This is a genomic window from Neisseria sp. HMSC069H12, assembly GCF_001812735.1.
Lineage (GTDB): Bacteria > Pseudomonadota > Gammaproteobacteria > Burkholderiales > Neisseriaceae > Neisseria > Neisseria subflava.
This window is the reverse complement of record NZ_KV810253.1, coordinates 19,061-44,629: the sequence shown is the minus strand read 5'-3', so window position 1 is coordinate 44,629 and position 25,569 is coordinate 19,061. Positions and strand designations below refer to the sequence as shown.

22 protein-coding genes are annotated in these 25,569 nt (G+C 47.0%); 15 read left to right on the top strand and 7 right to left on the bottom strand.

Annotated features, from left to right (window positions below):
* Nucleotides 1–169 precede the first annotated feature (169 nt).
* From HMPREF2872_RS03980 to HMPREF2872_RS03970, 3 genes are all read left to right on the top strand, one after another.
* Nucleotides 170–2,425 carry a nitric-oxide reductase large subunit gene (locus HMPREF2872_RS03980; protein ID WP_070631374.1) on the top strand — a complete coding sequence of 752 codons (2,256 nt, stop codon included), beginning with the start codon at nucleotides 170–172 and terminating at the stop codon, nucleotides 2,423–2,425.
* A 95-nt stretch (nucleotides 2,426–2,520) separates the two neighbouring features.
* Entirely contained in the window at nucleotides 2,521–3,420 is a 900-nt protein-coding gene (prmB, locus tag HMPREF2872_RS03975; RefSeq protein WP_004519392.1) for a 50S ribosomal protein L3 N(5)-glutamine methyltransferase, read from the top strand.
* A gap of 273 nt (nucleotides 3,421–3,693) precedes the next feature.
* The gene (locus HMPREF2872_RS03970) at nucleotides 3,694–4,383 is read left to right on the top strand and encodes a toxin-antitoxin system YwqK family antitoxin (RefSeq protein ID WP_283118983.1); all 690 of its coding nucleotides are present in this window, start codon (nucleotides 3,694–3,696) and stop codon (nucleotides 4,381–4,383) included.
* A gap of 48 nt (nucleotides 4,384–4,431) precedes the next feature.
* Here the strand turns inward: HMPREF2872_RS03970 and HMPREF2872_RS03965 are convergent, their stop codons facing one another.
* The gene (locus HMPREF2872_RS03965) at nucleotides 4,432–4,992 is read right to left on the bottom strand and encodes an adenine phosphoribosyltransferase (RefSeq protein WP_070631369.1); all 561 of its coding nucleotides are present in this window, start codon (nucleotides 4,990–4,992) and stop codon (nucleotides 4,432–4,434) included.
* Nucleotides 4,993–5,160: 168 nt separating this feature from the next.
* Here HMPREF2872_RS03965 and gmk point away from each other — a divergent pair, with 168 nt between their 5' ends.
* From gmk to HMPREF2872_RS03950, 3 genes are all read left to right on the top strand, one after another.
* A complete protein-coding gene (gene gmk / locus HMPREF2872_RS03960; protein WP_003686079.1) occupies nucleotides 5,161–5,778 on the top strand; it encodes a guanylate kinase in 618 nt (205 codons plus the stop codon).
* A 52-nt stretch (nucleotides 5,779–5,830) separates the two neighbouring features.
* Nucleotides 5,831–6,037: a DNA-directed RNA polymerase subunit omega gene (gene rpoZ, locus HMPREF2872_RS03955; RefSeq protein ID WP_070631367.1), complete on the top strand. Its 207-nt coding sequence runs from the start codon at nucleotides 5,831–5,833 to the stop codon at nucleotides 6,035–6,037.
* 104 nt (nucleotides 6,038–6,141) lie between these two features.
* The gene (locus HMPREF2872_RS03950; RefSeq protein ID WP_070631365.1) at nucleotides 6,142–8,298 is read left to right on the top strand and encodes a RelA/SpoT family protein; all 2,157 of its coding nucleotides are present in this window, start codon (nucleotides 6,142–6,144) and stop codon (nucleotides 8,296–8,298) included.
* A gap of 121 nt (nucleotides 8,299–8,419) precedes the next feature.
* Here the strand turns inward: HMPREF2872_RS03950 and HMPREF2872_RS11735 are convergent, their stop codons facing one another.
* From HMPREF2872_RS11735 to HMPREF2872_RS03935, 4 genes are all read right to left on the bottom strand, one after another.
* Complete coding sequence (locus tag HMPREF2872_RS11735; protein WP_049344044.1) at nucleotides 8,420–8,581, bottom strand: hypothetical protein; 162 nt, start codon at nucleotides 8,579–8,581, stop codon at nucleotides 8,420–8,422.
* 75 nt (nucleotides 8,582–8,656) lie between these two features.
* On the bottom strand, nucleotides 8,657–9,118 hold the full coding sequence (recX, locus tag HMPREF2872_RS03945) for a recombination regulator RecX (protein ID WP_070631362.1): 462 nt from the start codon (nucleotides 9,116–9,118) through the stop codon (nucleotides 8,657–8,659).
* The gene (locus tag HMPREF2872_RS03940; protein WP_049331565.1) at nucleotides 9,115–9,882 is read right to left on the bottom strand and encodes a hypothetical protein; all 768 of its coding nucleotides are present in this window, start codon (nucleotides 9,880–9,882) and stop codon (nucleotides 9,115–9,117) included. Before HMPREF2872_RS03940 ends, recX begins: the two co-directional genes overlap by 4 nt.
* Nucleotides 9,883–10,019: 137 nt before the next feature.
* Nucleotides 10,020–10,733 (bottom strand): phosphoglycolate phosphatase, encoded by a 714-nt coding sequence (locus tag HMPREF2872_RS03935; protein WP_070631361.1) that lies wholly within the window; start codon nucleotides 10,731–10,733, stop codon nucleotides 10,020–10,022.
* Nucleotides 10,734–11,154: 421 nt separating this feature from the next.
* Between HMPREF2872_RS03935 and HMPREF2872_RS03930 the strand changes: the two genes are divergently transcribed.
* The 4 genes from HMPREF2872_RS03930 to HMPREF2872_RS03915 all read left to right on the top strand — a co-directional run bounded on the left by HMPREF2872_RS03930 (nucleotide 11,155) and on the right by HMPREF2872_RS03915 (nucleotide 14,818).
* Entirely contained in the window at nucleotides 11,155–12,420 is a 1,266-nt protein-coding gene (locus tag HMPREF2872_RS03930; protein WP_003685975.1) for a Glu/Leu/Phe/Val family dehydrogenase, read from the top strand.
* Nucleotides 12,421–12,580: 160 nt separating this feature from the next.
* On the top strand, nucleotides 12,581–13,396 hold the full coding sequence (locus HMPREF2872_RS03925) for an FKBP-type peptidyl-prolyl cis-trans isomerase (RefSeq protein ID WP_049329867.1): 816 nt from the start codon (nucleotides 12,581–12,583) through the stop codon (nucleotides 13,394–13,396).
* 96 nt (nucleotides 13,397–13,492) lie between these two features.
* Nucleotides 13,493–14,119: a phosphoribosylglycinamide formyltransferase gene (gene purN, locus HMPREF2872_RS03920; protein WP_070631359.1), complete on the top strand. Its 627-nt coding sequence runs from the start codon at nucleotides 13,493–13,495 to the stop codon at nucleotides 14,117–14,119.
* Between the two features lie 30 nt (nucleotides 14,120–14,149).
* A complete protein-coding gene (locus HMPREF2872_RS03915) occupies nucleotides 14,150–14,818 on the top strand; it encodes a DUF3108 domain-containing protein (protein WP_049329869.1) in 669 nt (222 codons plus the stop codon).
* A 57-nt stretch (nucleotides 14,819–14,875) separates the two neighbouring features.
* On the opposite strand, the gene HMPREF2872_RS03910 is transcribed toward HMPREF2872_RS03915, so the two are convergent.
* Nucleotides 14,876–16,369 (bottom strand): Rne/Rng family ribonuclease, encoded by a 1,494-nt coding sequence (locus tag HMPREF2872_RS03910; RefSeq protein WP_070588517.1) that lies wholly within the window; start codon nucleotides 16,367–16,369, stop codon nucleotides 14,876–14,878.
* Nucleotides 16,370–16,606: 237 nt separating this feature from the next.
* On the opposite strand from HMPREF2872_RS03910, the gene grxC reads away from it, so the two are divergent.
* The 4 genes from grxC (at nucleotide 16,607) to recG (ending at nucleotide 22,911) form a co-directional block, all read left to right on the top strand.
* The gene (gene grxC / locus HMPREF2872_RS03905) at nucleotides 16,607–16,864 is read left to right on the top strand and encodes a glutaredoxin 3 (RefSeq protein ID WP_003684090.1); all 258 of its coding nucleotides are present in this window, start codon (nucleotides 16,607–16,609) and stop codon (nucleotides 16,862–16,864) included.
* A 21-nt stretch (nucleotides 16,865–16,885) separates the two neighbouring features.
* Nucleotides 16,886–17,320 (top strand): protein-export chaperone SecB, encoded by a 435-nt coding sequence (secB, locus tag HMPREF2872_RS03900; RefSeq protein ID WP_003684095.1) that lies wholly within the window; start codon nucleotides 16,886–16,888, stop codon nucleotides 17,318–17,320.
* Nucleotides 17,321–17,578: 258 nt separating this feature from the next.
* Entirely contained in the window at nucleotides 17,579–20,623 is a 3,045-nt protein-coding gene (locus HMPREF2872_RS03895) for a TonB-dependent siderophore receptor (protein ID WP_070631395.1), read from the top strand.
* Between the two features lie 248 nt (nucleotides 20,624–20,871).
* A complete protein-coding gene (recG, locus tag HMPREF2872_RS03890) occupies nucleotides 20,872–22,911 on the top strand; it encodes an ATP-dependent DNA helicase RecG (protein WP_070631394.1) in 2,040 nt (679 codons plus the stop codon).
* Between the two features lie 68 nt (nucleotides 22,912–22,979).
* Here recG and gdhA read toward each other — a convergent pair whose 3' ends face one another.
* Complete coding sequence (gene gdhA / locus HMPREF2872_RS03885; RefSeq protein ID WP_070631357.1) at nucleotides 22,980–24,314, bottom strand: NADP-specific glutamate dehydrogenase; 1,335 nt, start codon at nucleotides 24,312–24,314, stop codon at nucleotides 22,980–22,982.
* A gap of 413 nt (nucleotides 24,315–24,727) precedes the next feature.
* Between gdhA and HMPREF2872_RS03880 the strand changes: the two genes are divergently transcribed.
* A complete protein-coding gene (locus HMPREF2872_RS03880) occupies nucleotides 24,728–25,522 on the top strand; it encodes a thymidylate synthase (protein ID WP_049348902.1) in 795 nt (264 codons plus the stop codon).
* The last annotated feature ends 47 nt before the right edge of the window (nucleotides 25,523–25,569 follow it).

Sequence of the window (25,569 nt, the reverse complement as noted above, 5' to 3'; positions counted from 1 at the left end):
GAGGAGTTATACAGGATAATAGGAATCAATATCATGTAAGTTAATGGTTTTAAAGGAATATTATTGACAAAATATTTCTTTACTTTTAAAACCGTGATACAATCTTTAACATTCATATTTGATGAATTAATACCCAACCACTTTTTACCAAAATCAAGGAGTACTCAAAATGGGACAGTACAAGAAGCTTTGGTACTTGCTGTTTGCCGTACTGGCAGTATGCTTTACCATTCTTGGTTATATGGGTAGCGAGGTCTATAAAAAGGCTCCGCCATACCCTGAACAAGTCGTTTCTGCATCCGGCAAAGTCCTGATGACCAAAGACGATATTTTGGCAGGTCAATCTGCATGGCAAACTACCGGCGGTATGGAAGTTGGCTCTGTATTGGGTCACGGTGCATACCAAGCTCCGGACTGGACTGCCGACTGGCTGCACCGCGAGCTGGTTGCATGGTTGGATCTGACTGCGCAAGAAACTTACGGCAAAAAATTTGACGAAGTTTCTCCTGAGGAACAAGCTGTTCTGAAAACCCGTTTGGCTGACGAATACCGCAACCAAAGCCGTGTTAAGGAAGATGGTTCTGTCGTTGTCAGTGAAACTCGTGTGAAAGCGATCGAAAGCATCCTGCCTTACTACCACGGTGTGTACAGTGACGATCCTAAGTTCCAAACCACTCGCGAACACTTTGCAATGAAAAACAACACATTGCCAAGCCCAGAAGCGCGTGAAAAACTGTTCAACTTCTTCTTCTGGACTTCTTGGTCTGCTTCGACCAACCGTCCTAACGAGAACTTCACTTACACCAACAACTGGCCGCACGAGCCTTTGATCAACAACGTACCGACTACTGAAAACTACATGTGGTCTTTCACCAGCGTGGTATTGTTGCTGATGGGTATCGGCTTGCTGATGTGGGGTTACTCTTTCTTGACTAAGCATGAAGAGGTTGAAGTACCTACTGAAGATCCTATCTCTAAAGTACAACTGACTCCTTCTCAAAAAGCGTTGGGCAAATATGTATTCCTGACTGTTGCGTTGTTTGTCGTACAAGTACTGTTGGGTGGTTTGACCGCTCACTATACTGTCGAAGGTCAAGGCTTCTACGGTATCGATACCGCACTGGGCTTTGAAATGGCCGATTGGTTCCCATATGCATTGACTCGTACTTGGCACATCCAATCCGCTATTTTCTGGATTGCAACCGGCTTCCTGACAGCAGGTCTGTTCTTGGCTCCGATTGTGAACGGCGGTAAAGATCCTAAATTCCAACGTGCCGGTGTGAACTTCCTGTACATCGCCCTGTTCATCGTAGTCGGCGGTTCTTACGCAGGTAACTTCTTTGCTTTAACTCACATCATTCCACCTGAACTGAACTTCTGGTTCGGCCACCAAGGTTACGAATACTTGGATTTGGGTCGCTTCTGGCAACTTCTGCTGATGGTCGGCCTGCTGTTGTGGCTGTTCCTGATGCTGCGTTGTACTATCTCTGCCTTTAAAGAAAAAGGTACAGATAAAAACCTGTTGGCTATCTTCGTAGCTTCTATGGTCGGTGTGGGTGTGTTCTACGCTCCTGGCCTGTTCTACGGTGAGAAATCTCCAATCGCTGTGATGGAATACTGGCGTTGGTGGGTGGTTCACCTGTGGGTAGAAGGCTTCTTCGAAGTGTTCGCTACTGCCGCCTTCGCATTCATCTTCTACAACATGGGCTTTGTCCGCCGTAGTACTGCTACTGCTTCTACTCTGGCAGCTGCTGCAATCTTCATGTTGGGTGGTATTCCAGGTACATTGCACCACTTGTACTTCTCCGGCTCTACCTCTGCTTCTATGGCAATCGGTGCATGTTTCTCCGCTTTGGAAGTTGTACCTTTGGTTCTGCTGGGTCGAGAAGCTTACGAACACTGGTCTTACCAACACCTGTCCGACTGGGCAAAACGTCTGCGTTGGCCTCTGATGTGCTTCGTAGCAGTTGCCTTCTGGAACATGATCGGTGCCGGCGTATTCGGCTTCTTGATTAACCCGCCGATTTCCCTGTTCTACATCCAAGGTCTGAACACTACTGCAGTTCACGCTCACGCGGCTCTGTTTGGTGTGTATGGTTTCTTGGCTCTGGGCTTCGTATTGCTGGTTGCACGCTACCTGAAACCTAATGTTCAATTTGACGATAAACTGATGACTTGGGGTTTCTGGCTGCTGAACGGCGGTCTGGTGGGTATGATTGCCATCAGCCTGTTGCCGGTCGGCGTGATTCAAGCTTACGCTTCTATCACTCATGGTCTGTGGTATGCACGTAGCGAAGAGTTCCTGCAAATGGAAATCCTGGATACCCTGCGTTGGGTTCGTACCGCTGCTGACTTGATCTTCATCGGTGGTGCTGTCTGCGTTGCTATCCAAGCTACCAAAATTGTATTCAGCCACGATAAATAATCTTAAGCTGAATTAAATCGAAGGCCGTCTGAAAAGTTTTCAGACGGCCTTTCTGTTATAATTTCAACATTCTTAAATTGACAAGACAAAACATTATGTTTAACCAAGCTGCTCAAGAGCTGACCACTGTTCGCGATTTATTGCGTTTCGCCGTCAGCCGTTTTAATGATGCCGGACTGTTTTTCGGACATGGAAGTGATAATGCCCATGACGAGGCAGCCTATCTGATTTTGCACACTTTGAACCTGCCTTTGGATATGTTGGAGCCTTATTTGGATGCTAAATTGTTGCAAAGTGAGAAGGAGGAAGTGCTGTCGATTATCGAACGCCGCGCAGTTGAGCATATTCCTGCCGCGTATCTGACGCATCAGGCATGGCAGGGCGAGTTTGATTTTTATGTTGATGAGCGCGTTATTGTGCCTCGTTCTTTCATTTATGAATTGCTTGGCGACGGTATTCGTCCTTGGATTGAACATGATGAGTTGGTGCATCGAGCTTTAGATTTGTGTACCGGTAGTGGCTGTTTGGCCATTCAAATGGCGCATCACTATCCCGATGCACAAATTGATGCCGTTGATTTAAGCTTGGATGCGCTGGAAGTGGCCGCGATCAATATCGAAGATTATGGCTTGGAAGACCGCATCAGCTTGGTGCATACCGATTTGTTTGAAGGTTTGGATGAAACATACGACTTAATTGTTTCCAATCCTCCTTATGTCGATGCGGAATCTGTGGAAGCATTGCCTGACGAATACCTGCACGAGCCGGAATTGGCTTTGGGTAGTGGCGAAGATGGTTTGGACGCTACACGTCAAATCATTCTGCAAGCGGCGAAATATTTGAATCCGAAAGGTGTATTGCTGGTTGAAATCGGTCACAACCGTGAAGTATTGGAGGCTGCTTATCCTGAATTACCGTTTACTTGGTTGGAAACCAGCGGTGGCGATGGGTTTGTATTCCTGTTGACCCGCGAGCAATTACTGGGTGAAGAGTAGTTTATTTTGATGTAAATAAAACAAAGGCTGTCTGAAAAAGTTTCAGACGGCCTTTGTTTTGTATAATCTTTAATATTTAAAGAAAATACAAATGTCTATGGTATGCCGAATATGAAATCCAAGCAGGCTTTGAAACTATGGCTTATAATATTCGTCATAGTTTCTAATGTCAGTGAATTTTTATTACTGACTTTTTGTAGAACATATACTGCCAAACTCCATATTATGAATAATTATTTAAAATCAGGCCTGTTGGCTGCTGCCTTGTTCAGTATGCCCGTTGCCGCCTTTGCCCAGCAACATACCGTTTATTTCAATCAAAACGGTAAACTGACGGCGACCATGCCTTCGGTTGCTTATGTCCGCCAATACAAGATTGAGGCAGGCAAGGCGCAGGTGCAGGATTTTTACTATCCATCGATGAAAAAATATTCTGATCCTTATGAAGTACCTGCCAGTCAGATTAAGGTTTTTGTGCCGGCGTTGGATAATGGTACGCTGACCCTGTGGCATTTCAACGGTCAGAAAAAGATGGTCGGCAGCTATCGCAACGGCAAACCGCATGGCGAATGGGTCAACTGGTATCCAAACGGCAAAAAATCTGCGGTAATGCCTTATCAAAATGGCCTGAGTGAAGGCGTGGGTTCCCGCTATTACCGAAATGGTGTGAAAGAAAGCGAAATCCAATTTAAGCACGATAAAGCCAATGGCCATTGGAAACAATGGTATTCAGACGGCAGCCCGAAAACCGAAATGATGATGAACAATGATAAACCGACGGAGATCATCAGTTGGGATGAAAATGGCCGCATTGTGTCTGAATTGAGTATTCGTAACGGCAAACGCAGCGGCATTATTTTGGATTGGTATGATGATGGTGCGAAGAAATCTGAGTTGGTTTATAAAGACGACCAGTTGGTGAAAAAAACTTTTTGGGATACAGACGGATACGTTCTCGAATAATTTTGATAATAAAAAACCGCAGGCTCTGAACAGCTTGCGGTTTTTTTATTACATACAGCCTTTGTTTTGGCATAGGGTAAATAACGGTGCACCGCTTTCACGGATTTTTTTGCCGCCGTCCAAGTCGGTAAATTCCAAAATGGCAGCCGCTTCGATTACTTCGCCGCCCAGTTTGCGGATCAGCTCGATACCTGCCAGCATTGTGCCGCCGGTTGCCACCAAATCATCTACCAACAAAACGCGTGCACCCGGCTTGATGGCGTCGGTATGGATTTCTACCGTTGCTTCACCATATTCCAAAGCGTAACTTTGAGAAACCGTATCAAACGGTAGTTTGCCTTTTTTGCGGATGGGGACAAAGCCGACGTTCAGCTGATAGGCCAAAGCCGCGCCAATAATGAAGCCGCGCGCATCCAAGCCCGCCACGACATCAACTTTCTGCCCCATATAGCGGTAAACCAGTAAATCGACCAGCAGGCGGAAATATTCTGCGCTTTGCAAAACGGGAGTAATGTCATGAAACAAAATCCCTTTTTGCGGCCAGTTTTCAATTTTACGGATTTTGTCCGCCAAAGCTTCTACGCCCATTACTTCAGGATGAATCAACATCTCGACATTCCGAAATCAAAAAGTTTTTAACACGATATTGTAGCGGTCATATGCGGACTTGCCAAATTAATCGATACAATAGCCAAATTTTGCAACATGCCGTCTGAAATTCCGAGAAACATTGTGTTGTGTTATAATTTACAGGTACATACCATCGGCTGAACCACCATGCAAAATCATAAAAAAGGCAATATTTACATCATTTCTGCCGCTTCCGGCACAGGTAAAACGACCTTGGTGTCGCGCCTGTTGAAAAATCATGACGATATCCGTGTTTCCATTTCTCATACCACGCGCCAGCCGCGTGAGGGTGAGGCACATGGTGTGCATTACCACTTTGTTCCCAAAGAAGAATTTGAATCACTGATTGAGCAAAGAGCCTTTTTGGAACACGCCAATGTGTTCGGCAATTATTACGGCACCAGCATTGCCGGCGTGAATTCGTTGAGCGAAGAGGGCTATGACGTAATTTTGGAAATTGATGTGCAAGGTGCGGCGCAAGTGCGTAAATCGTTGCCTGAAGCCAGCAGCATTTTTATTCTGCCGCCTTCCTTTGAAGTTTTAGCGCAACGTTTGATCGGCCGTGGTACAGACAGCGAAGAAGTTATTCAAACACGCCTTTCAAAAGCCCGTCATGAGATTGAGCAATCCGTTTTGTTCGATTACGTCGTTGTGAATGACGATTTGGATCGTGCCGAAGCCGATTTGTTCCACATTATTAAAGCAGGCCGTCTGAAAAAATCCTCTCAACAGGGATTTATCTCAAACCTGTTGGAAAATTCGTAAAAAACAGCGAAAATAACCGTTTATTTGAAACATAGAAAGAAAGCAAGCAAACATGGCCCGTATTACTACTGAAGATTGCACAGGTAAAATCCCTAACCACTTCGACCTTACCCTTGTTGCCGCCCGTCGCGCACGCCAATTAGAAAACGGCAATACGCCTTTGGTTGACGACATCCGCAACAATAAACCAACCGTAACCGCCCTGCGCGAAATCGCTGCTGGACAAATCGGAATCGAGCTGCTGACCCGCAACAAATAAACCAACCGGCAAACCGATAAAACCGCCGCGCGGACTGTATCGGTGCGATATCACAACCGATACAGTCTGACGGCTTAAAAATAGCCATAAAAGGCCGTCTGAAAATGCCAGCCCCACTGCCTACCGCCCCCTATGATCCGTTGACAGCAGAAGCGCGCGAGCTTCTGTTTCGCACCGCATCCTATCTCAATACCAACGAGCAGGCCGAGCTTGAAAGAGCCGTTGCCTACGCTTTCCACGCCCATGACGGACAAACCCGTAAAAGCGGCGAACCCTACATCACCCATCCCCTTGCCGTTGCCACGCAGCTTGCAATTTGGCACATGGATGTTCAAGGCCTCTGCGCGGGCGTTATGCACGATGTATTGGAAGATACGGGTGTAACCAAAGTTGAAATGGCGGCAGAATTCGGCGATACCATTGCCGAAATGGTAGACGGCCTTTCCAAGCTGGAAAAACTCAAATTTGAAGATCATGCCGAGCATCAGGCGGAAAGTTTCCGCAAGCTTATCCTCGCCATGACTAAAGACGTGCGCGTCATCGTCGTCAAACTTGCCGACCGATTGCACAATATGCGTACCCTTGGCTCTATGCGTCCGGAAAAACGCCGCCGCATCGCCAAAGAAACCCTCGAAATCTATGCTCAAATTGCCAACCGCATTGGCCTGAACAATGCGTATCAAGAGCTTCAAGACTTATCGTTCCAAAACCTCCACCCAAGACGCTACGAAACCCTGAAAAAAGCCATGGACAACAGCCGCAAAAATCGCCGCGATGTTGTCGGCAAAGTGTTGCGTGCATTCAGTCAGCGTTTGGTCGGTGTCAATATTGAAGCCAAAATCAAAGGCCGCGAGAAAAACTTATACAGCATCCATCAAAAAATGCTGGCTAAAAAACTGCGTTTTGCCGAAGTAATGGATATCTACGGCTTTCGGGTCATTGTAAACAGTATCCCTGCCTGTTATGCCGCGTTGGGTGCATTGCATAATTTATACCATCCCAAGCCTGGCCGTTTCAAAGACTATATCGCCATTCCGAAAAGCAACGGCTACCAAAGCCTGCACACGACCTTGGTCGGCCCTTACGGTTTGCCGATCGAAGTGCAAATCCGTACGCGTGAAATGGACGCTGTGGCTGAGGGTGGTATTGCCGGCCATTGGATTTACAAATCCGGTGAAAATACTCCGGACCAAGCCGTCCTCTATATGAACCGATGGATGAAAAATATTCTTGACCTGCAAGCCAGCAGCTCAAATGCCATCGAATTTCTGGAGCATGTCAAAGTCGATTTGTTTCCCAACGAAGTCTATATCGTTACCCCGAAAGGCGATATCCTTACCTTGCCGAAAGGTGCAACGCCGATTGACTTTGCCTATGCCGTTCACACCAATATCGGTCATAAAACCGTTGCCGCGCGTATCAATAACGTCATGATGCCGTTGCGCACCAAGCTGAAAACCGGCGATACGGTAGAAATCATTACTTCCGAGCACGCCAAGCCTAATGTAGCATGGCTGAACTTTGCCGTTTCCAGCCGTGCGCGCAGCGCCATCCGCCAATACATTAAAAATCTGAATCGTCACGATGCCGTTGTTTTAGGTGAAAACCTGCTGCAAAAAGCTTTATCCAGTCTGTTGCCTAAAGACATCCTGCTTTCAGACGACCTCAAAGAAAAATACCTTGCCGATTTGAATACCAAACAAACCTCGTTTGAAGAGGTTCTCTACAATGTCGGTATGGGGCATACTTTGCCGGTACACGTTGCCATGCACATTGCCGAGTTGGCAGGCCAACATTTTGGCAGCGCGGTCAAACTCAGTCCGATCAAAGTCAACGATCAAGAAACCGGCCGGATTCATTTTGCCGAATGTTGCCATCCGATTCCCGGCGATGCGATCCGCGCCTTATTGGTCAAAGACAAGGGTATGATTATCCACCGTGATACCTGTCAAACTTTGGTCAAAGCCGATCCGGAAGAGCAACTCGATGCGGGTTGGGACAGTTTGCGCAATCAAACGTACCGCACCATCCTCAACGTCAAATCCGAAGATGCGCATGGTTTGCTTGCCTCAATGGCGCAAGCGATTTCCAATTCCGGTGCGGACATCGAATCTGTCGATACGCCGACCAAAGCGCAAGCAGGAACGGAAGGTTTTGTAGAATTTAAATTTACAATTAAAGTCAAAGACTTGGATCAGGTTAATCAGATTATTCATGCAATGCATGCCAATCCGAATATCCGTAAAGTGATTCGAGGATAATCTCGCGTTATAAGCAAAGGCCGTCTGAAAGCATTTTCAGACGGCCTTTTTGATGTTTACAAATAAAAGCTGTTGGCTTCTTTTTAAGAGGGTTTATGGCTTTTTTGTAATTGGATTGGGTTTAATTCAACCAAAAACGGAAAACCAAGAAGAAAACTAAGGCCAAAACACCGGCCCAAACCAGTAACATGAATCCGGCTACTGCCTGACCCAAGCGGTAAACAGGATTTTTGCGTTCGTCTTCGAGTAGGGGATTAGGTGTATCGTGCGGTTTGTCGGACATGATGAAGCTCTGATTGAATTATTGAATAAAAGCGTAAGGGTACGCCGATAGAAGCAAAGATTCAAGTGGGAATGATTATTGATAGAAGTCTTCGTCTTCATTCCACGCGGTTTTTAAGGCCGTCTGAATGGTGTCGGCGCCAAAGCCGCGATAGGCAAGGAAACGCGCTTGTTTTTGTTTTTCTTTCAAATCTTGAGCTTCCTGCTTGAATTTTTTACGCAAGACGGAAATGGCGGTTTGCAGCTCGTCCTCCCTATCGGGGAGGAACTCCCGACAATCGTCTGCATCGATACCTTGTTGCGCCAAGGCTTGCTTGAGGCGGAGCGTGCCGTAACGGTTACTCTTGCTGTGAATATAGGCTTCTGCATAACGCTGGTCGGATTGCCAATTTCGTTCGGCGAATTCGTCCAAAACCTTTTCCAATTCTTCTTCGCTTTCTGCGTGAGGAGCCAGTTTGCGTTTCAAGCCGACACGGCTGACTTCCTGACGGGAAAGAATATCCAAGGCGCGGGCGCGCAGGGATTTTTGGGGTTTCATGCAGAGGTCGTCTGAAAATATGCTTGAACAAATACTAAAAATAATGCCAATGCAGGGATAGGAATATAAAACCATAACCTAGCTGGAATACCTAAAAGCTTATTCTTTAGTGCCTTGTGATAATAGCAAGTAAAATCAGTAGAGCCTATTTGTTTATTCACATGAACTGATGATTTATAGATACTATAAGGTTTTAAAATACAAAGGAATCCAAATAATATAATTATCCATAATAATATAACGATACCTATAAGTACCAATATTTCATGAAAATTTTTTATTATTTTTATATGTGATAACCTGAAAAGAAATAGTGTGCCACTTCCTAATAAATAAAATCCTAATATTGCTTGGCAATATCCGATAATTTGTAAAAATTTTGGAATTTTAATTGGTTTGATGTTGTTATCATTGTCAAATTTGAAATACCCAGCTAATCTTTTGTAGTGATGAAATGCAACAGGTGCTTTCCTTCTTAGATATAGATCCATTAATTTTTCCTGCCGACCAAAATCTAAAGATAATCCTGTCGCTAACTTAAAATATTCTTTGGATAATGAGGTTTTAAGAAATTCTCTAGTCTTCTCATCGTGTCCATTAAAGTCATAAGATTCTTTCAATTTATTAATTTTATTTCTATTAAAATCATACCAAAATGATTTAATAGGTTTATAAAGTAATGATATAAGCAATATTAAATAAATAAATTTAAGAAAGTTTCCATTTATTCCTAATTCATTGATAATTTTAAAAATATCAGTCATAAGAATCTCCTTTTCTTAGCAACTGCTTCGGTTTTAATAATATTTAATTTATTATTATCGCTTTTCAGATGACCTTTCAAACTTTGGCAAAAGTCGTCTGAAAGCGATGTGCATCAAATAGAAAACAAGGATGCCGGTTATTCGTCGTCTTCCGCTTTTTTCGGCCGCAGATTTTCGTAGATTTCAGGCAGGGCGCGAATCAACAAATCAGGTTTGGTCGCTTTGTCTTGAGAGAGCAGGGTCATGTCGCCGTAGCCGAATGTTACGCCGACGCTGAAACAACCGGCCGCTTTGGCGGCAAGAATGTCATTTTTAGAGTCGCCCACCATCAGCATATTGGCAACGTTGATACCCAAAACTTCGGCCGCATGTTGAAGCGGCAATGGACTGGGTTTTTTCTCAGTCAGGCTGTCGCCGCCAAGAACCAAGCTGAAGTAGCCGTCGAGATTAAGCTGTTTCAGCAGCTCGGCTGCCAGCACTTCGTTTTTGTTGGTAATGACAACCAGAGGAATACCCAAGGACTTGAGCAGGCCGAGGCCGGCTTCGGTTTCAGGATAGGGGCGGGTAAAGTCGCTCAAGTGCTCGCGATAATATTTCATAAAGAACACAAAACCTTTTTCCCAGATTTCAGGATCGGCTTCTTTTTCACGATCATTGGTAATGACGCGATGAACCAGCTTGCTGATGCCGTCGCCGACATAACTTTCGACCGTTTGGGTAGGTAAAACAGGTAAACCCAAGTGCGCACACATGGCTTGGGCTGCTGCGGCCAAATCGGGAACGGAATCACATAAGGTACCGTCCAAATCAAAGGCAACGGCTTGGACGTGTTCTAAAGCAGCAGTGGTCATTGAGTAACTTTCTGTCATATTATTTAAGCGGTTATTTTAACATTGTTTGCCTGATTTGCCGATGTTTTGTCGATTCTTTAAAAAGATGTTTGTTTAAATTGTTAACAATTTTTGCTGGTGTAAGGCTGTCAGCCTATTGGGAATGTGAAAGGGATTTTGTCAACAAAAAGGGTGGTTTGGTAGGTATTAAAAAACAAAGGGTTTGTGTGTTTTTTTGAATGGTTTGATGAGCATTTATACTAGGCCGTCTGAAAATTTTTTGGTTGGTGTGCCGATATTTTCAGACGATCTCAAACTAAATTCATATATAAATGAATAGATTCGCTTTTTATCGACTACACGCTATTACATTTTTGTCCGTTTTTGTATATAGTAACGGGTATGGCTCTCGTCTAATCATATGTATGAAAAGGAAAAATACATGTCCGCATCTGCTGTAAAAGAAACGCTGAATCCGTTTGAAATTGCGCAAAAACAAGTGAAAACTGCCTGCGACCGTCTGAATGCCGATCCAGCAGTATTTGAAATCTTGAAAAAGCCGCAACGTGTTTTGGAAGTCAACTTTCCTGTCAAACTCGACAACGGTACAGTAGAAAACTTCACCGGCTACCGTTCACAACACAATAATGCCGTCGGCCCTTACAAAGGCGGCGTGCGTTTCCATCCCAATGTGAATATGGACGAGGTTAAAGCCCTGTCTATCTGGATGACCATCAAATGCTGCGTGGCCGGTATTCCTTACGGCGGCGGTAAAGGCGGTATTACTTTGGATCCGCGTAACTATTCCGAAGCGGAATTGGAACGCATCGCCCGCGCTTATTCCGAAGCCATTTCTCCGCTGATCGGCGAGAAAATCGATATTCCTGCTCCTGATGTGAATACCAACGGCAAAATCATGTCTTGGATGGTTGATGCCTATGAAAACGTAGTGAAACATTCAGCACCGGGCGTGTTCACCGGTAAACCGGTTGAGTTTGGCGGTTCCTTGGCGCGTACCGAAGCCACCGGTTACGGCGTAAACTTCGCTGCCGTCCAAGCTTTGGAAAAACTGGGCAAAGACGTGAAGGGTGCTACTTACGCCATTCAAGGTTTCGGTAACGTGGGCTACCACACCGGTTACTATGCACATAAAGCTGGTGCGAAAATCGTTGCCGTATCTACTGTTGACGTTGCCATCTACAACGAAAACGGCTTGGATATGGAAGCAATCATCAAAGAATTCCAAACCAAAGGTTTCATCACCAATGAGGCCGGCTACGGTAAAGAAATCAGCAATGCCGAACTTTTGGCTTTGGATGTGGATGTCCTCGCCCCTTGCGCGCTGGAAAACCAACTGACTTCTGAAAATGCCGGTAAAGTACGCGCGAAAATCGTGGTTGAAGGCGCAAACGGCCCGACCACTCCAGAAGCCGACGTTATTCTGCGTCAAAACGGCGTATTGGTTGTTCCTGATATTTTGGCAAACTGCGGCGGCGTGGTGGTATCCTATTTTGAATGGGTACAAAACCTGCAAGGCTACTACTGGGAGTTTGACGAAGTTCAAGAGAAAGAAACCGTTGTCCTGCGCCGTGCGTTCCGCGATATTTGGAACTTGGCTCAAGAATACGATGTCGACCTGCGTACCGCTTCCTACATGATGAGTATCCGTCGTGTTGAAAAAGCAATGAAACTGCGCGGCTGGTATTAATCGTTTGACCGATAGCTAAGAGTAGGCCGTCTGAAACCTGTTTTCAGACGGCCTTAATGTTTTTGATAAGCGCCTTTACAAATTTTTATCCACCTTGATTCCATTTCATTCAAACTCAGCTATAATCCCCTTTTTTGACCTTTCCGGAAAAGACATAATCATGAACAAAACTTTCAAATTCAGCGCATTGGCTTTGTCTGCTTTGTTGGCACTGACTGCTTGCAACCAAAAAGACACTGCCGCTAAAGACGCCCCTGCTGCTTCCGCAGCTTCAAATGCGGCTGCAGATGCTTCTGCCATCGGTTCTACTGCCCAACAAGCCAGCTACGCAATGGGTGTGGACATCGGCCGTTCATTGAAACAAATGAAAGACCAAGGTACGGAAATCGATTTAAAAGTCTTCACCGAAGCCATGGAAGCCATGTTTGAAGGTAAAGAAGTCAAAATGACTGAAGCCCAAGCTCAGGAAGTGATGATGAAATTCCTGCAAGAGCAACAAGAAAAAGCTACTGCCAAACGTGCTGAAGATGCCAAAGTAAACTTGGAAAAAGGCGAAGCGTTCTTGAAAGAGAACGCGACTAAAGAAGGCGTGAAAACCAGCGCTTCCGGTCTGCAATACAAAATCACCAAAGAAGGCGAAGGCAAAAAACCGACTAAAGACGACGTCGTTACCGTTGAATACGAAGGCCGTCTGATTGATGGTACCGTGTTTGACAGCAGCAAAGCCAACGGTGGCCCTGTAAGCTTCCCTGTAAGCCAAGTAATCCCAGGTTGGACTGAAGGTATCCAGCTCTTGAAAGAAGGCGGCGAAGCAACATTCTACATCCCTGCCAAATTAGCATATCGTGAAGTTGGCGCCGGCGATAAAATCGGCCCGAACGCTACTTTGGTATTCGACGTGAAACTGGTTAAAGTCGGCGCGCCTGATGCTGCTGCGCAACAACCTGTACAAGTTGACGTACAAAAAGTTCAATAATCCGAATCAAGGCTTACGCCCTTAAACAACGGATAAAAGGCCGTCTGAAAAATTCCGTTTCAGACGGCCTTTGTTCCAAACCAACAAGGAATTGTGATGAAAAATATCGTCATCCTTATTTCCGGACGCGGCAGCAATATGCAGGCGATTGTGAATGCCAATATTCCCGATGCCAACATTGCAGCCGTATTGAGCAACAGCGAGACCGCAGCCGGATTGGCATGGGCGGCAGAGCGCGGTATTGCCATCGACAGTTTGAACCATAAAAACTTCGACTCGCGTCTGGCATTTGATCAGGCCATGATGGAGAAAATCGATGCCTATCAGCCGGATTTGGTCGTATTGGCGGGCTTTATGCGCATTTTGACCCCGGAATTCTGCGCACATTATGAAAACCGCCTGATCAATATCCATCCGTCCATCCTGCCTTCTTTCACCGGTTTGCACACCCACGAACGCGCATTGGAAGCAGGTTGCCGAGTGGCAGGCTGCACCATCCATTTCGTGACGCCCGAGCTGGATTGCGGCCCGATTATTTCGCAAGGCATTGTTCCTATTTTGGACGGCGATACCGCTGACGATGTTGCTGCACGCGTGCTGACGGTTGAACACCAGCTTTTCCCGCAAGCCGTTGCCGACTTTGTTGCAGGACGTCTGAAAATCGAAGGCAACCGTGTTTTGAATGCACAACGCAATGCCGCCGGTCAAAGCCTGTTGGCTTAATTAAAACACCATACACACAAGGAAAACATCATGAATCCGATTAAAACAACCCTGCTGACACTTTCCCTGCTTACTGCCTCCATCGGCGCACAAGCCGCTGAATTGCCGCAATCTGCCGTTTTGCAATACTCAGGCAGCTACGGTATTCCTGCGACCATGACCTTCACCCGCAGCGGCAACCAATACAAAATCGTCTCTACCATCAAAGTACCGCTTTACAATATCCGCTTTGAATCCGGCGGCAGCATCAACGGCACGACCCTGCATCCGTCTTACTACAAAGATGTGCGCGGCGGCAAAGTGTATGCCGAGGCTAAATTCTCCGGCGGCAACATCACTTACGGCAAAGCAGGTGATTTGAAAACCGAAAAATCCGGCCCGGCCATGGACTTGTTCACTTTGGCATGGCAACTGGCCGCCAATGACGTGCGCCTGCCGTCAGGTTTGAAAATTACCAACGGTAAAAAACTGTACACCGTCGGCAGCATGAACAAAATCGGCAGCGAAAGCTATAAGCTGAACGGCGGTACAACGCCTGTGAGCAAATATCGCGTCCGCCGTGGCGACGATACCGTTACTTACTCTTTTGCTTCCGATATCGACAATATCCCTGCGCAAATCAGCTATACCGATGACGGCAAAACCTACAACCTGAAACTGACTTCCGTCAAAATCAACGGTAAAGTAGTGAAACCGTAGTCTTTATTTACTCAAACAAGAAGGCCGTCTGAAAAGTTTTCAGACGGCCTTTTATCTTTACAGCAACACAATATCGTATTGTTCCTGCGTGTAGGCGGTTTCAACTGCCAGCGAAATCGGTTTGCCGATAAAGTCTATCAACATCGCCAGCGATTGCGATTCTTCGTCTAGGAACAAGTCGATGACATTCGGAGCGGCCAAAATGCGGAAGGCTTGGACATCATAGCGGCGCGCTTCGCGGACGATTTCGCGTTGGATTTCGTAGCACACGGTTTGCGGCGTTTTCAGACGGCCCCGGCCTTGGCAGGAAGGGCAGGGTTCGCAGAGGATTTGGCTTAAGTTTTCGCGCGAGCGTTTGCGGGTCAGCTCGACAAGGCCCAGGCTGGTAAAGCCGTTGAGGGTGACGCGGGTGCGGTCGAAACTGAGGGCCTTGGCAAGCTCTTGCAGGACCGCTTCGCGGTGGACTTCCTGCGCCATATCAATGAAGTCGATGATGATGATACCGCCGAGATTGCGCAGGCGAAGTTCGCGGGCGATGGTGTGGCAGGCTTCGAGATTGGTGCGGAAGATGGTTTCATCAAAATTGCGCGCGCCGACAAAGCCGCCGGTGTTGACATCGATGGTGGTCATGGCTTCGGTGGACTCGATGATGAGGTAGCTGCCGAAGTTGAGGTTGACGCGCGGTTGCAGGGCGCGGGCGATTTCCTGCTCGATGTTGTGGGTTTCAAATAGGGGGCGTTCGCCTTTAAACAATTCGATTCTGCCCAATGCGCCTTGAACGTATTGTTCGGCAAACTGGGTCATGCGGCGGTGGTTTTCAGTCGAGTCGACCAGGATTTTGTGCGTATCGAGGCTGAACATATCGCGCAAAACGCGCAGGCTCAAAGGCAAATCTTGATAGAGCAGGGTTTCAGGCGGCTGAATTTTTGCTTGTTTTTGAATGTGTTCCCACACTTTGGTCAGATAGTTGATGTCTGATTGCAGCTGGGCATCGGAAGCGTTTTCGGCGTTGGTGCGGATGATGTAGCCGTGGCAGGCGTTTTCGGGCAGCAGGTTGTTGAGGCGCTCCCTCAGGTTGCTGCGTTCGGCATCGTCTTCAATGCGTTGGGAAATGCCGATGTGGTCTTCTTGCGGAAGATGGACGAGGAAACGGCCGGCCAGTGAGATTTGGGTGGACAGGCGCGCACCTTTGGTATTGATGGGGTCTTTGATGACCTGAACCAAGACAGACTGGCCTTCAAAGAGCATGTGTTCGATGCGTTGGGTTTCGTCCGGATTGCGGCGTTGTTCGAGGACATCGACGATATGCAAAAACGCGGCGCGTTCCAAGCCGATATCGATAAACGCACTTTGCATGCCGGGGAGGACGCGTTTGACGACACCCAAATAAATATTGCCGACCAAGCTGTGGCCGCTGTTGCGCTCGATGTGCAGCTCGCAGATATTGTTTTCTTCTAAAACGGCCACACGCGTTTCTTGCGGCGTAATGTTGACGAGGACGGTTTCGGACGGACGCACGGCGTCCTTGGGGATGGGAATTCCTGAAAGCATGGGGATACCTGATTTTGAATAGAAAAACTTTTGCGATGTGTTCTTCTCCAAAAAACAAATGGCAAAAGTCATTCTGCGAAAGCGCTTATCATACTTTAATTATGGTTTTTCCGCATCTGCACAAATGTTTATGGCCAAGAGGCCGTCTGAATGTTTTTTACGACCGTACGGCGGGAACACTTGTAAAATAGCACCTATGCCCATATAGTCATGAACATTGGTATTTTGGAAGAAATCATGCAAACCGTTACTGTTTATACCGGTCCATATTGCCCGTACTGCACCATGGCGAAAAGGCTGTTGCAGGCGGTGGGTGTGAAAGAAATCAACGAAATCCGCATCGACGGCAATCCGGAAGTTTTTGCCGAAATGCAGCAGCTTTCCGGCCAGCGCAGCGTGCCGCAGATTTTTATCGGCGACACCCATGTCGGTGGCTTTACCGATTTGTACCGCTTGCAGCAGGAAGGCAAGTTGGACGAATTACTGAATCCTTAACCCTTAACTTAGGAAAATAAAATGAGCGAAGAATTGCAACCCGTATTCAGCGTTGAGCGTCTGTATGTAAAAGACTTGTCTTTGGAAGTGCCTCACGCACCACAAATCTTCTTGGAACAAGGCGAGCCTGAAGTGGATATGCGCGTTTCTACCGGCAGCACCAAACTGGAAGACGGCTTCTACAGCGTTGACGTTACCGTGACCGTGACTGCCAAACTGAACGAAGAGCGCACCATGTTCTTGAACGAAGTAACCCAAAGCGGCATCTTCCGTCTGGAAAACATTCCTGAAGAAGACGTACAACTGCTGCTGGGCGTTGCTTGTCCAAACATCCTGTTCCCTTACGCACGCGAAGCCATTTCTAACAGCGTAACCCGCGCCGGCTTCCCACCTGTACTGCTTGCTCCGATCAACTTCGAAGCAATCTACGAAGAACAACAGGGAGCTAACGCTTAATCGCGTTATACCTAAATTAAGGCCGTCTGAAACATTACGTTCAGACGGCCTTTTTTATTTGAAAATTAGGACATAAGAAAAATCTATAATAAGAAATTCATATATTAATGTAATAAGTATATAATGATATCGTTTATCATTACGATAATATTTTTAATTTTTATAGGTTTATATACCATTTAAAATCAACAAATTAGAATTTTATCCAGTAAGTAGATTCTATTAATTAAGGAAATAGTTGTGAAACCTGATTTTCAAATGAAAACAATTTGTTTGTTATTGGTGCTGCCTTGCCAAGCTGTTTTTGCAGATACGGGACATCAAGAAGTTGAACATGTAGATATGGATACGGTCAAGGTCAGTGGCAAACGGCAGGCACAAAGGAATACCGAGCGCAGTCAGTCTTATACAATCGGAACGATGACAACGGCGACTGGGTTGCGTATTTCAGGCAAGGATACACCGCAGTCGGTGAGCGTAATGACGCGTCGGCAGCTAGATGATAAAGCAATATATTCTTTAGAAGATGCAATGAAAAACACTACGGGAATCAACGTGGTTCGCGATTCGGGCCTACAAACTCGTTTTTTGTCTCGTGGTTTCTATGTTGATCAGATTGGTGAAGACGGTATTACCACTAATGTGTCTGGACGTTCAGGCTATACGGCAAAAATCGATGTCTCACCAAGTACAGATCTTGCTGTTTATGACCACATTGAGGTTGTCAGAGGTGCAACCGGTCTTACTCAGTCCAATTCTGAACCGGGTGGAACCATTAATTTAATCCGTAAGCGACCAACAGCTCTGTTTAAGCATACAGGTGAAATCAGCACTGACCATAGGGGCAGCAAGCGTTTGGCTTTGGATGTATCTGGAAGCTTGAATAATGAACATACGGTACGCGGTAGGCTGGTTGGTGTTCATGAGGACCACCGCTCTTTTAAAGAGGGTGTATGGAACAAGAAAGACATGGTTTATGGTGTGATTGATACGGATTTGAGTGATAACAGTATGCTGACTTTGGGTGGTACTTATCAGAAAAATAAAGACATTCCCGATTTTGCCGGCGTGATTTTACCTTGTGAGGATCAAAAAACTGCGGCCTTCAGCTCCAGTCCGGCCTGTAACAATCCTTTGAAATTGCCACGTAATACTTATTTGGGTGAAACCTCATGGTCACGCCTGAAGGCTGATAAATACAATATTTTTTCCGGTTTCAAACATGTCTTTGACAATGGATGGCAACTCAATGCCGAAATTTCTTATACGCGTAATGATTCAGATGCCAAAGTCGGACAATTTTTCTTAAAAAACGAACATGCGGCAGGTATTTCAGCATCTGCGGCAACGGGTTTCTTGACCGAGAAGGGAGAGGTTATCCCTTTTGAGCCTAAAGACAAGGCGTTGGCAAAATTAAAAGAATATCGTGATGGCGTCACTAAAACATATGAAGAGAAAAAAGCAGATTACGTTGCCCACCGTTTCGATGCATCTGCTTTTGAACAATATCGCTCCCAAAGGGCGGCAGCACGTCGGGCAGGTTTTGATCAATGTATGCAGGACATTGGTTTGGATTTTCTGTGCAACGATTGGCAGGATCCTGGTGTAGAAGTAGATAAAAAAGAGTTTGTTGATAAGGAGCTTGCAAAGCAAGGCATTATTAACAATGCAGAAGGCCTGTTTCCCAACCGTCTATACGACTCAGCATACAATCTTCGCTACACATACAACCGCCGTTACAACTTCATGCCGTTGCACTATACCAAACATGATGTGCAATGGGGCTTTAAGTTGGATCTGACAGGTAACTACCGCCTGCTTGGACGTGAACATGATTTCTTTGTCGGTTATGCGTATAACAATGAAAAAATCCGTTCTGCCTATACGGAAATATATCAAAACCGTTATTTTGTCCGTCCTCAAGGTTATGCAGGTGCAGGCAGTTGCGGCATTCATCCCGATGGTCCGGAGCGTAATCCTTTAGAAAAAGGCATTGTCGAACCAGATTGGCATATTTATAACGAAAAAGGTAATAACAAAATCTATGTGCCGGAATGCAGTGGCGCGCATATTACCAAATATACTCCTCGTTTGGATGCGGAGGGCAAGCCTGTCTGGACAGTCAATGACAATGGTGAGCGCGTAATGGTGCAAGATCCTGTTTACGAATTGGATGCAAATGGAAACAAAATACAGGAGCGGGATGAAGAGGGAAATTTGAAATGGGCAAACCAATATCTGAAAACGCCGCTGTGGAAAACTGTTCAGGTTGCAGATGATCATGTTCCGGCGTTATACAATTATTCGAAATACCTTAACACGAATAAAACACATTCTTTGACTTTCAGTACCCGCTTTAATGCAACCAACCGTTTGCATCTCTTGGGTGGTATGCACTATACGCGCTATGAAACCACACAAGCCAAAGAAATGCCTGTACGCTACGGCCAGCCTGCTACGGCATTTCAAACTGAGAGTAGTAACAAAATCGACAAAGAACACTACACCTCAAAAATGCAAAGTCATAGGTTCACGCCATATGCCGGCATTACCTACGACCTGACACCGCAACAAAGCTTGTATGCCAGCTATACTAAGATTTTTAAACAACAGGATAACGTTGATGTAACCAGCAAATCCGTTCTTCCACCACTCATCGGTACTAACTATGAAATAGGTTGGAAAGGGTCGTTCTTGCAAGGCCGTCTGAATGCTTCGCTTGCCTTATTTGTTTTACAGCAGAAAAACCGAACCGTTGTCGATTTCGGATTTGTTCCCGATACTAGTCGTAACGGAGGTTCATTCCAAACCATCGCTAAACCTGTGGGTAAGGTTAAGAGCAGCGGTGCAGAACTTGAATTGGCTGGCGAATTGTCGGAAAACTGGCGTATTTTTGTTGGCTACACATACAACAAAAGTAAGTATAAAAATGCTGCAGAAGTCAATGCGGAGCGGTTGGAGAAAAACACGACTGCCGACCCGTATAACTTCAGTAACTTCACGCCGGTACATATGTTCCGCCTCGGTACAAGCTACCGCTTGCCTCAGACTAAGTTGACCTTGGGCGGCGGAATATCTGCGCAAAGTCGCACAAGTAGCCTTTACAATATTCGCCAAGGAGGCTACGGACTTATCGATGGCTTTGTTCAATATGACTTTCACAAACACGGCAGAATCAGCTTGATCGGAACTAACCTGGCTGACAGGACGTATTTTGAAAATAACTACAACCGTACGCGAGGTCAAAACAATTTCTATGGCGAACCGCGGACAGTCAAATTGAAATTGGATTGGCATTTTTAGGAGAATGGATAATGATTGGGTATGTAAACATTATTGGCTAAATTCCTGATAAAAGTATGGATTGAACATCCTTCTTTTTTGAAAGCTGTTTTCTAACAATGGCTGAAGTTGATTCGATAGCCGGCGTATTTTCAAATATTAATTTGTTTCAAGTATTCAGCTTTGAAGGCCGTCTGAAACATTACGTTCAGACGGCCTTTTTGTTTTCGGATAAAATACAGCAAACTTTCAATCAGCTGCCTTTTAAGATGACGCCCGAAACCCAAAAACAGCTCAAAATTACCGATGTTTCCGCTAAGAAGCTCGACAAACTCAACCTCCATACCGCGTGGGATTTGGTGTTGCACCTGCCGTTGCGTTATGAGGACGAGACGCACATCATGCCGATTAAGGAGGCACCGATTGGCGTGCCGTGTCAGGTCGAGGGCGAAGTCATTCATCAGGAAGTGACATTTAAGCCGCGCAAGCAGCTGATTGTCCAAATCGCCGACGGTTCCGGCAGCGTCCTTTTTCTGCGCTTCATCCACTTTTACGCCAGCAACCAGAAACAGATGGCGGTCGGCAAACGCATCCGTGCCGTGGGCGAAATCAAACACGGATTTCATGGCGATGAGATGATTCACCCTAAAATCCGTGATGCCGAGAGCAGCGGTTTGGCAGAAAGCCTCACGCCGATTTATCCGACTGTAAACGGTTTGAACCAACCTACTTTGCGCCGTATTATTCAGACGGCCTTGGACGTTACGCCGTTGCACGACACCTTGCCTGATGCTTTATTAGGCCGTCTGAAATTGCCGCACCTTGCCGAAAGCCTGCGCCTTTTGCATTCACCGCCGCCGAGTTTCACTATTTATCAACTTTCAGACGGCACGCTGCCTGCATGGCAACGGCTCAAATTTGACGAACTTTTGGCGCAACAGCTTTCCATGCGCTTGGCGCGGCAGAAGCGTGTCAGCGGCTCGGCCACGGCATTGGGCGGCGACGGCACATTGACTCAAGCCCTGCGCCACGCTTTGCCGTTTGCCCTGACCGATGCACAAGAAAAAGTTGTTTCCGAAATCTGCCGCGATATGGCGCAAACCCATCCCATGCACCGCCTGCTGCAAGGCGATGTCGGCAGCGGCAAAACCATTGTGGCTGCTTTGTCCGCGCTGACCGCCATTGAATCCGGAGCGCAGGTGGCTGTAATGGCGCCGACCGAAATCCTTGCCGAACAGCATTTCATCAAGTTCAAACAATGGCTTGAGCCTTTAGGGCTTGAAGTCGTTTGGCTTTCCGGCAGCCAGCGAAAAAAAGCCAAAGATGAGGCCAAAGCCAAACTTGCTGAAGGCAGCGTCAAAATTGCCGTCGGTACGCACGCCCTGTTTTCAGACGACGTCGAGTTTCAAAATCTAGGCTTGGTGATTGTGGACGAGCAACACCGCTTCGGCGTCGCCCAACGCCTCGCCCTCAAAAACAAAGGGCGCGACGTCCACCAGCTGATGATGTCCGCCACGCCCATTCCGCGCACGCTCGCCATGAGTTTCTTCGCCGACTTGGACGTGTCCGTCATCGACGAATTGCCGCCCGGGCGTACCCCGATTAAAACCCGCCTCGTCAACAACGTCCGCCGCGCCGAAGTCGAAGGCTTTGTCCTCAACATCTGCCGAAAAGGGCAGCAGGCATACTGGGTCTGCCCGCTGATTGAAGAAAGTGAAACCCTGCAACTGCAAACCGCTACCGAAACTCTCGAGCAGCTTCAGGCGGCATTGCCCGAACTCAACATCGGCTTGGTACACGGGCGCATGAAAGCCGCCGAAAAAGCCGAAGTCATGGCTCAATTTGCCGCAGGCCGTCTGAACGTCTTGGTCGCCACCACCGTCATCGAAGTCGGCGTAGATGTGCCCAACGCCGCCCTGATGGTGATCGAACACGCCGAGCGCATGGGCTTGGCGCAGCTGCACCAATTACGCGGACGGGTAGGGCGCGGCGCGGCAGAAAGCGTGTGCGTCCTCCTGTTCGCCGAACCCTTGAGCGAACTCGCCAAAGCGCGGCTGAAAGTGATTTACGAACACACCGACGGCTTCGAAATCGCCCGCCAAGACCTCAACATCCGCGGCCCTGGCGAATTTCTCGGCGCGCGCCAAAGCGGCGTTCCCATGCTGCGTTTTGCCAACCTTGAAGAAGACCTGCACCTTTTAGAACAAGCGCGCGAAATTGCCCCGATGCTGATTGAACAAAACCCTGAAATCGTCGAAGCGCATTTGGCAAGATGGCTTTCCAGTAGGGAAGGCTATTTGGGCGTATAAGGTTTGCTTTAAAAGAAAAAGGCCATCTGAAATATTTCAGACGGCCTTTGATTTGGCTGGATAGGGGTTTAGAAACCTTGCGCCAACATGGCATCGGCAACTTTGACGAAACCGGCAATGTTCGCACCATTGACGTAGTTTACTTTGTCGCCGACTTTACCGTATTTCAGGCAAGACTCATGGATGCTGTGCATGATGTCGAACAGGCGGCTGTCCACTTCTTCGCGTGTCCAAGACAGGCGGATGGCGTTTTGACTCATTTCCAAACCTGAAGTCGCTACGCCGCCGGCGTTAGAGGCTTTGCCCGGAGCGTAGAGGATGCCGGCTTTGATAAATTGTTCGACTGCGCCCAAAGTTGACGGCATGTTCGCACCTTCGGCAACCACATAGCAACCGTTGGCCAGCAGGATTTTGGCAGCGTCTGCGTCCAATTCGTTTTGGGTGGCGCAAGGCAGGGCGACTTCGGCCGCGATGTTCCACGGTTTTTGGTTTTCAAAGTATTGCAGGCCTTGTTCTTTGGCGTAAGTGGCCACGCGTTCGCGGCGTACTTCTTTCAGCTCGATCAGGGCAGCCAGTTGCGCTTCGGTCATGCCGCTGTCAGGGAAGAGGACAAAGCCGTTGGAGTCGGAAACGGTCAATACTTTTGCACCCAGTTGGATGGCTTTTTCGGCAGCGTATTGCGCCACGTTGCCGGAGCCGGAAATCAATACGCGTTTGCCTTCGATGCTGTCGTTGCGGGTTTCCAGCATGGCTTGGGCAAAATACACGCAGCCGTAGCCGGTAGCTTCAGGGCGAATCAGGCTGCCGCCCCATTCGAGGCCTTTGCCGGTCAGGACGGAAGCAAATTCGTTGCGGATTTTTTTGTATTGGCCGAACAGATAGCCGATTTCGCGGCCGCCTACGCCGATGTCGCCGGCAGGGACGTCGGTGTCGGTACCGATGTGGCGGTAGAGTTCGGTCATAAAGGCTTGGCAGAAGCGCATTACTTCGGCATCGGATTTGCCTTTAGGATCAAAGTCGGAACCGCCTTTACCGCCGCCCATAGGCAGGGTGGTCAGCGCGTTTTTGAAGACTTGTTCAAAAGCGAGGAATTTCAACACGCCCAAATCGACGGTAGGGTGGAAGCGCAAGCCGCCTTTGTAAGGGCCGATGGCGGAATTCATTTGGATGCGGTAGCCGCGGTTGACTTGGACTTGGCCTTTGTCGTCCATCCAAGTGACGCGGAACATAATCACGCGCTCCGGCTCAACAATGCGCTCAAGCAGGCTTTGTTGGGTGTATTTCGGGTTTTTCGCCAAAAACGGATCCAAACTCATGAACACTTCTTCAACGGCTTGATGGAAGGGTTCTTGGTTGGGGTTGCGTTGTTTGAGATTGGTAAATAGAGTGTTCAGGTCGGTCATTTTTCTACTCCTATTGAGTGATATATTTCAATATTTATGTTTTGAAATATAGCCGTAAAAATTTTACTTGCCAAGAAAAATTTTGCCCAGATTGTTGACATTATTTTTTTACTAATTTGTAAAAATGGAATTATATTTTAAATTTAATTAAAAATATCTAAAAATATTTCATTAAATACGTTTTTATAAAAATAAAATACTAAGTAATTAAACTAGAAAATGTTGAAAAATTTTTTGTAAAAATTTAATTCAGCTCAAAATTTGTGTAAATTATCGCTAAATTGTCAACATTGTTAATGAGTGTACTACGCGAATATGGGGAAGGTCGCCCCCTTGAAGACAGAGAGGCAGGCCGTCTGAAAATTCGGTACAATACACAAGAAATTCCCACAACACATACATTAAGGAAACACATGAAAGCCTATCACGACCTTATGCGCCATGTTCTCGACAATGGTATCGATAAATCCGACCGTACCGGCACCGGTACGCGGTCTGTGTTTGGTTACCAAATGCGTTTTGATTTGAGTGAAGGCTTTCCGCTGTTGACCACCAAAAAACTGCATCTGCGCTCGATTATTCATGAGTTGCTTTGGTTTCTCAAAGGCGATACCAACATCAAATACCTGAAAGATAACAACGTTTCCATTTGGGACGAATGGGCGGATGAAAACGGCGATTTGGGCCCGGTTTACGGCTACCAATGGCGCAGCTGGCCCGCACCCGACGGCCGCCATATCGACCAAATTGCCAATGTGGTTGAACAAATCAAGAAAAACCCCGACTCGCGCCGCCTGATTGTATCGGCATGGAATCCGGCTTTGGTCGACGAAATGGCCTTGCCGCCTTGCCACGCGCTGTTTCAGTTTTACGTTGCTAACGGCAAACTGTCCTGCCAGCTTTACCAACGCAGCGCCGATATTTTCCTTGGCGTACCGTTTAACATCGCCAGCTACGCATTGTTGACCATGATGATGGCGCAAGTATGCGGCTTGGAAGCAGGTGAGTTTATCCATACGTTTGGCGATGCGCATTTGTACAGCAACCATATCGAGCAGGCTCAACTGCAATTAAGCCGCGATTTCCGAAGCCTGCCGACCATGAAAATCAACCCTGAAGTCAAAGACTTATTTGCCTTCAAATTTGAAGACTTCGAGTTGGAAGGCTATGATCCGCATCCGCACATCAAAGCAGCCGTATCGGTGTAATTCAAATTAAAAATAAAAAGGCCGTCTGAAACTTCAGACGGCCTTTT